At 38.0% G+C, this 6,544-nt stretch carries 8 protein-coding genes and 1 rRNA gene; all 9 read left to right on the plus strand.

The window, feature by feature from the left end:
• Complete coding sequence (gene pabA / locus ACM5BR_RS18270; RefSeq protein WP_416829604.1) at positions 1–588, plus strand: aminodeoxychorismate/anthranilate synthase component II; 588 nt, start codon at positions 1–3, stop codon at positions 586–588.
• Positions 582–1,451, plus strand: coding sequence for an aminodeoxychorismate lyase (gene pabC / locus ACM5BR_RS18275; RefSeq protein WP_416829606.1), 870 nt, complete (start codon positions 582–584; stop codon positions 1,449–1,451). The genes pabA and pabC overlap by 7 nt, the downstream gene beginning before the upstream one ends.
• A complete protein-coding gene (gene folP / locus ACM5BR_RS18280; RefSeq protein WP_416829608.1) occupies positions 1,451–2,308 on the plus strand; it encodes a dihydropteroate synthase in 858 nt (285 codons plus the stop codon). The genes pabC and folP overlap by 1 nt, the downstream gene beginning before the upstream one ends.
• The gene (folB, locus tag ACM5BR_RS18285) at positions 2,286–2,648 is read left to right on the plus strand and encodes a dihydroneopterin aldolase (RefSeq protein WP_416829610.1); all 363 of its coding nucleotides are present in this window, start codon (positions 2,286–2,288) and stop codon (positions 2,646–2,648) included. The genes folP and folB overlap by 23 nt, the downstream gene beginning before the upstream one ends.
• A complete protein-coding gene (gene folK / locus ACM5BR_RS18290; RefSeq protein WP_416829612.1) occupies positions 2,645–3,160 on the plus strand; it encodes a 2-amino-4-hydroxy-6-hydroxymethyldihydropteridine diphosphokinase in 516 nt (171 codons plus the stop codon). The genes folB and folK overlap by 4 nt, the downstream gene beginning before the upstream one ends.
• Positions 3,112–3,318 (plus strand): helix-turn-helix domain-containing protein, encoded by a 207-nt coding sequence (locus ACM5BR_RS18295; RefSeq protein ID WP_416829613.1) that lies wholly within the window; start codon positions 3,112–3,114, stop codon positions 3,316–3,318. Before folK ends, ACM5BR_RS18295 begins: the two co-directional genes overlap by 49 nt.
• Before the next feature lie 19 nt (positions 3,319–3,337).
• Complete coding sequence (gene dusB, locus ACM5BR_RS18300) at positions 3,338–4,336, plus strand: tRNA dihydrouridine synthase DusB (protein ID WP_416829615.1); 999 nt, start codon at positions 3,338–3,340, stop codon at positions 4,334–4,336.
• Positions 4,337–4,460: 124 nt separating this feature from the next.
• The gene (gene lysS / locus ACM5BR_RS18305; protein WP_416829617.1) at positions 4,461–5,942 is read left to right on the plus strand and encodes a lysine--tRNA ligase; all 1,482 of its coding nucleotides are present in this window, start codon (positions 4,461–4,463) and stop codon (positions 5,940–5,942) included.
• Between the two features lie 506 nt (positions 5,943–6,448).
• Positions 6,449–6,544, plus strand: a 16S ribosomal RNA gene (locus ACM5BR_RS18310); the annotation flags it as partial.

Raw genomic sequence — 6,544 nt, forward strand, 5'->3', positions numbered from 1 at the left:
ATGATCTTAATGATTGATAACTACGATTCGTTTACATTTAATTTGGTTCAATTCCTTGGAGAATTTGGACAAACAATCATTGTAAAGCGAAATAATGAAGTGTCCATTGAAGAAATAGAGAAAATGTCACCGGATTATGTAATGATTTCTCCAGGACCATGTAGTCCAAATGAAGCGGGGATAAGTTTAAAGGCGATTGAATACTTTGGCGGGAAGATTCCCATTCTTGGGGTTTGTTTAGGGCATCAAGCTATTGCACAGGTTTATGGCGGAGAAATCATTCGTGCACAGCAGTTGATGCATGGTAAAACGTCTCAAGTATATCATGATTCGAAAACAATATTTCAAAATATACCAACCCCTTTCGCTGCCACGCGTTATCATTCCTTACTAGTAAAGAAAGAAACGGTACCAGGTTGTCTTGAAGTTACGGCTTGGACAAAAGACGGTGAAATTATGGGTCTTCGTCATAAAACGTTACCGATTGAAGGAGTACAATTTCATCCAGAATCAATTTTGACATCGCATGGAAAAGAGCTATTACAAAATTTTCTAACACATTATGAGAAGAGTGCGGTAACATGTTGATATATGTAAATGGAGACTATGTTAAAGATTCAGAGGCAGTTATTTCACCATATGATCACGGTTACTTGTATGGGGTAGGTGTGTTTGAAACATTCCGTGTGTATGGTGGTCATTTTTTTCTTTTCGATGATCACTATGAACGGTTGCAAGCAGCACTATTTTCGTTATGTATTCAATGGGATATGGATAAAGAAACCATATTAACGATCTTAAAGGAATTATTAAATCGAAATCATTTACAAGATGCTTATATACGACTAAATGTATCGGCGGGTGTTGGAGAAATAGGTCTACAAACGGAGCCTTATACGGCTCCTTCTGTCGTTATATTTATAAAGCCGTTGCCAGTATCAAATGCTATCGTTAAAAAAACAGGTGTCATATTAACGTTACCACGCAATACAGCAGAAGGTCCCTTTCGGTTAAAATCTCATCATTATTTAAATAATATTCTTGGAAAAAGAGAAATAGGCAGTGATCCGCTAAAGGAAGGGATCTTTTTAACAAAAGAAGGATATATCGCAGAAGGAGTTGTATCTAATATTTTCTTTGTTAAGAATCAGGCTTTGTATACTCCTACTGTAGAAACAGGAATTTTGAATGGTATTACTAGACAATTTATTATAGAGTTAGCGAGAAAGCTTCACATAGATGTAGAAGAAGGATTTTTTTCAAAAGAAGAACTTTTAGATAGCGATGAGGTATTTGTAACAAACTCAATTCAAGAAATTGTACCTATCCATGCTATTGGTTCTGTTTCGTTTTCTGCTAATCCATTAACCATGAAGCTGATACATGCTTACCGATTGTATCGGTTTGCATTACGAAGTAAGCATGAGCTAACAAAAGGAGATGCTAAGTAGTGGAAGTTTTACAGAACATTCAATGCGGTCCATACGAACTAAAAATTACCGAAGGAACGGTTATTATGGGTATTTTAAATGTAACCCCAGACTCGTTTTCAGACGGTGGTAATTTTAATAATGAGAAGTCAGCTATTATGCATGCACAAGAAATGGTGGAGCAGGGAGCGCATATCATTGATATAGGCGGAGAATCGACTCGGCCAAATGCACCAGTCGTAACGCAAGAGGAAGAACTACGCAGAGTACTACCTATGATAAAGGCTATTTCACAGTCTGTTCATGCACCAATCTCAATTGACACGTATAAGGCTGAGGTAGCAAAGCAGGCGATTGAGGCGGGTGCCCATATTATTAATGATATATGGGGTGCAAAAGCCGATCCTAAAATGGCTGAAGTAGCTGCTCATTATGATGTACCCATTATTCTTATGCACAATCGAGAGAATCGAAATTACCGAAGCTTGATAGCAGATATGATAGCTGATTTATATGAAAGCGTAAAGATTGCAAAAGCGGCTGGCGTACGTGATGAAAATATTATATTGGACCCAGGGATTGGCTTTGCGAAAACTCCTGAGCAAAACCTAGAGGTCATGAGAAAACTAGAACAATTTACCGTTCTTGGATATCCTCTATTACTTGCGACGTCAAGGAAGTCGTTCATCGGTCATGTATTAGATCTTCCGGTTAATGAACGTGTAGAGGGTACGGGAGCTACTGTTTGTTTAGGAATTTCAAAAGGCTGCGATATTGTTCGCGTTCATGATGTGTTAGAAACGGCAAGAATGGCGAAAATGATGGATGCAATGCTAGGCAAAGGAGGTCAACGTGTTGGACAAAATATTCGTGCATGACATGGAGTTTTATGGATATCACGGAGTACTTCCTGAAGAAAATAAATTAGGTCAACGGTTTCGTGTGAATCTTACAGTGGAATTAGATTTACGAAAGGCAGGCCAAACTGATAACTTAAGCCACTCCGTTAATTATGGAGATCTTTTTCAACTATGCAAGAATATTGTTGAAGGAAAACCATACAAGTTAGTAGAATCAGTGGCTGAAGTAATAGCATCCACCGTTCTTGAAACGTATCCTGTCATTGAACGATGTACAGTAACCGTAATTAAACCTGATCCTCCTATTCGCGGGCATTATCGGCATGTGGCAGTAGAAATTACGAGGGAAAGAGTATGAACAACATTGCCTATCTTTCCCTCGGATCCAATATTGGGGATCGTGCTGGTTACTTGAAGAAAGCGGTCCGTTTATTAAATTGTGATGAAACAATTTCCGTACAGGTCATTTCATCTATTTATGAAACCAAACCTGTTGGATATACAAATCAAGCCTATTTTCTTAATATTACACTGCGAATTACTACCAATTTAACACCGTATACATTATTGGAACATATACAAGAAATTGAAAAACAATTAGGAAGAACGAGGGAAATTCATTGGGGACCTCGAACAATTGACCTTGACATTTTGTTATTTAATAACGAAAATATTGAAGCAGAGAGCCTTATTATTCCGCATCCTCGAATGTATGAACGTGCTTTTGTGTTAGCGCCATTATATGAAATTCATCAAGATCTGCAAAAACACTTTTCGCTGGAGCAAATAGAGGAAATGAAGGGGCAAGAGGGAGTAACGGTATGGAAGCAGAAAAATGGGGAAGACGTATTCGCGCTTTTCGAAAGCTGAAGGGTTATACACAAGAAAGTTTCGCTAAACAATTGGGATTGTCCGTATCTGTTCTAGGAGAAATTGAACGCGGTAATCGAATTCCTTCGCAAGACTTTCTTGGACATGTTGCAAATACTTTGGATGTTTCCATAGAAGAATTATCTCCAAAGGATTAAAGGAAAGGGAGGGATTCACATGCTTAAAATTGGAAATATTGAGATGAAAAATCCGGTTGTATTAGCGCCGATGGCAGGAGTATGCAACTCTGCGTTTCGTCTTACTGTAAAAGAATTTGGAGCTGGACTCGTATGTGCAGAAATGGTGAGCGATAAAGCCGTTTTGTTCAAAAATGAAAAAACAATGAATATGCTCTATATGGATGAACGTGAGAAACCGCTTAGCCTGCAGATATTCGGCGGGGAAAGGGATACTCTTGTTGAAGCGGCTAAGTTTGTAGAGACACATACGGATGCAGATATTATAGATATTAATATGGGTTGTCCTGTACCTAAAATTACGAAGTGTGATGCAGGTGCAAAATGGCTATTAGATCCGAATAAAGTATATGAAATGGTAGCAGCGGTTGTAGATGCTGTAAAGATACCTGTAACTGTAAAGATGCGTATTGGGTGGGATAGTGAACATATCTTCGCAATTGATAACGCCCGTGCTGTTGAACGTGCGGGTGGACAAGCGGTAGCAGTTCACGGTCGAACTCGCGCGCAAATGTATGAAGGAAAATCAAATTGGGACATTATTAAACAAGTAAAGCAAGCTGTAAACATTCCTGTTATCGGAAATGGAGACGTCGAAACTCCACAAGATGCAAAGCGTATGCTTGATGAAATTGGTGTTGACGGTGTTATGATTGGGCGTGCAGCACTTGGAAATCCATGGATGATTTATCGAACGGTTAAGTATCTTGAAACAGGAGAATTGATAGACGAACCTGGAATTAGAGAAAAAATTAATGTTTGTCTTCTGCACTTAGAACGCCTGATTCATTTGAAAGGTGAAAAGGTAGCAGTAATGGAAATGAGAAAGCATGCCGCTTGGTATTTAAAAGGAATTCGCGGCAATGCAAGAGTTCGTAATAGCGTAAATGAATGCAATACGAGAGAGGATCTTGTAACTCTCCTCACTCGATTTGTTGAAGAAACAGAAGAAAAAGATCGTTCTATTCAAGTAGGGTAAACCGTTACACATTTGTAACATCTTATAACTAAAACTGTCAGTTGCTAACTGACAGTTTTTCTGATGCAGGAGATAGTGTTATACTATAAGTATTGCAAAATTTCATAGAGCTGGAGTTGATTTAATGAGTGAAGAATTGAATGACCAGTTACAGGTGCGTAGAGAAAAACTACAAAACCTGTTTGATAGTGGAATAGATCCTTTTGGAAAACGTTTTGAACGTACACATTCTTCTAAGCAACTACAAGAATTGTATGGCGAATTTTCAGAAGAAGAGTTACATGATAAAGATATCCCTGTTGCTATTGCAGGACGTATTATGACAAAGCGTGGAAAAGGGAAAGCAGGCTTTGCTCATATTCAAGATTTAAATGGACAAATGCAAATTTATGTTCGAAAAGATGCAGTAGGGGATGAACAATACGAATTATTTCGTACTGCAGATCTAGGAGATCTTATCGGTATACACGGAACGGTATTTCGCACAAAAACGGGAGAATTATCAGTTAAGGTACAAAACTTTACCTTATTAGCAAAATCTTTGCGCCCTCTTCCTGATAAATTCCATGGCCTAAAGGATATTGAACAACGCTATCGTCAAAGATACCTAGATTTAATTACAAGCATGGAAAGCCGTGAAACATTCGTTACTAGAAGTAAAATTATTCGAGCAATGAGAAGATACCTAGATGATAGTGGATATTTAGAAGTAGAAACACCGATGATGCACGCGATAGCAGGTGGAGCATCTGCACGTCCATTTATTACACATCATAATACACTTGATATGGAATTATATATGCGCATTGCTATTGAATTGCATTTAAAACGTCTAATTGTTGGTGGTCTTGAGAAAGTATATGAAATTGGACGTGTATTCCGTAATGAAGGTATCTCAACGCGACATAATCCAGAATTCACTATGCTAGAATTGTATGAAGCATATGCTGACTTCCAAGATGTTATGAAGCTAACAGAAAATATGATTGCACACATTGCTAAGGATGTACTGGGAACTACAAAGGTTACATATGGAGAATACGAAGTAGATTTAGAACCAGAGTGGAAACGACTTCATATGGTGGATGCAATTAAAGAATATACAGGTGCAGATTTCTGGAAACCAATGAGTGTTGAAGAGGCACGCGCATTGGCAAATGAACATCATGTTGAAATTAAGGATACAATGACTGTAGGACATATCATTAATGAGTTCTTTGAACAAAAAGTAGAAGAAAAATTAATTCAGCCTACATTTGTTTTTGGTCATCCGGTAGAAATTTCTCCTTTGGCAAAGAAAAATGCAGAAGATCCTCGTTTTACGGATCGTTTTGAGTTATTTATCGTAGCACGTGAACATGCAAATGCATTTACAGAGTTAAATGACCCAATCGATCAAAAGCAACGTTTCGAGGCGCAATTACAAGAACGTGAGCAAGGTAATGATGAAGCGCATATGATGGATGAAGACTATATTGAGGCATTAGAATACGGTATGCCTCCAACAGGCGGACTAGGTATTGGTATTGACCGTCTTGTTATGCTATTAACTAATTCACCATCTATTCGTGATGTTCTTTTATTCCCGCTTATGCGAAATAAGTAAAGGAATTATGTTGGGATTAATCTCAGGTTAACCTAGGCAGATCGTCGCAAAATGGACTAGTAGTATTTCCGTTTTATGCTGACGGTCTGTTTTTGTAGATAGGCTTGCTGCTTATATATAGCTTCTACGACCCTGGGGGGTGTAGAAGCTATTTTTATCCCGCGTATTAACTTTTAAGTAATTACAGAAATCATAGGGGTATAAAGGGGAACAGTCATTGATAGGAACCCTTATAAGAGAGTTATGTGTAAACTGTATAGCAAAGAAAAGATATGTAAATGATAGTCATACAAAAAAAGATAAAAAAACTATTGCATTATTTAATGTTAACTGGTATATTTATATCCGTTGTCACTGACCAAGTGAGATTATAAAAATAAAAGTTGTTGACAACGTCTGATTTGCATGATAATATATTGAAGTCGCTTTTGAGCGATGAAGAGTTCTTTGAAAACTAAACAAAACATGAAACGTCAGTTTTTAAATAAGCTTAGACAAACTTAACTTTTATGGAGAGTTTGATCCTGGCTCAGGATGAACGCTGGCGGCGTGCCTAATACATGCAAGTCGAGCGAGCCCTTCGGGGCTAGCGGCGGACGGGT

The organism is Ectobacillus polymachus, assembly GCF_048159605.1.
Lineage (GTDB): Bacteria > Bacillota > Bacilli > Bacillales > Bacillaceae_G > Ectobacillus > Ectobacillus polymachus.

Excerpts from the sequence above, each read along its gene's own strand:
- pabC (WP_416829606.1), top strand. The coding sequence starts at position 582 with ATGTTGATATATGTAAATGGAGACTATGTTAAAGATTCAGAGGCAGTT.
- lysS (WP_416829617.1), top strand. The coding sequence starts at position 4,461 with ATGAGTGAAGAATTGAATGACCAGTTACAGGTGCGTAGAGAAAAACTA.
- dusB (WP_416829615.1), top strand. The coding sequence starts at position 3,338 with ATGCTTAAAATTGGAAATATTGAGATGAAAAATCCGGTTGTATTAGCG.
- pabA (WP_416829604.1), top strand. The coding sequence starts at position 1 with ATGATCTTAATGATTGATAACTACGATTCGTTTACATTTAATTTGGTT.
- folK (WP_416829612.1), top strand. The coding sequence starts at position 2,645 with ATGAACAACATTGCCTATCTTTCCCTCGGATCCAATATTGGGGATCGT.
- ACM5BR_RS18295 (WP_416829613.1), top strand. The coding sequence starts at position 3,112 with ATGGAAGCAGAAAAATGGGGAAGACGTATTCGCGCTTTTCGAAAGCTG.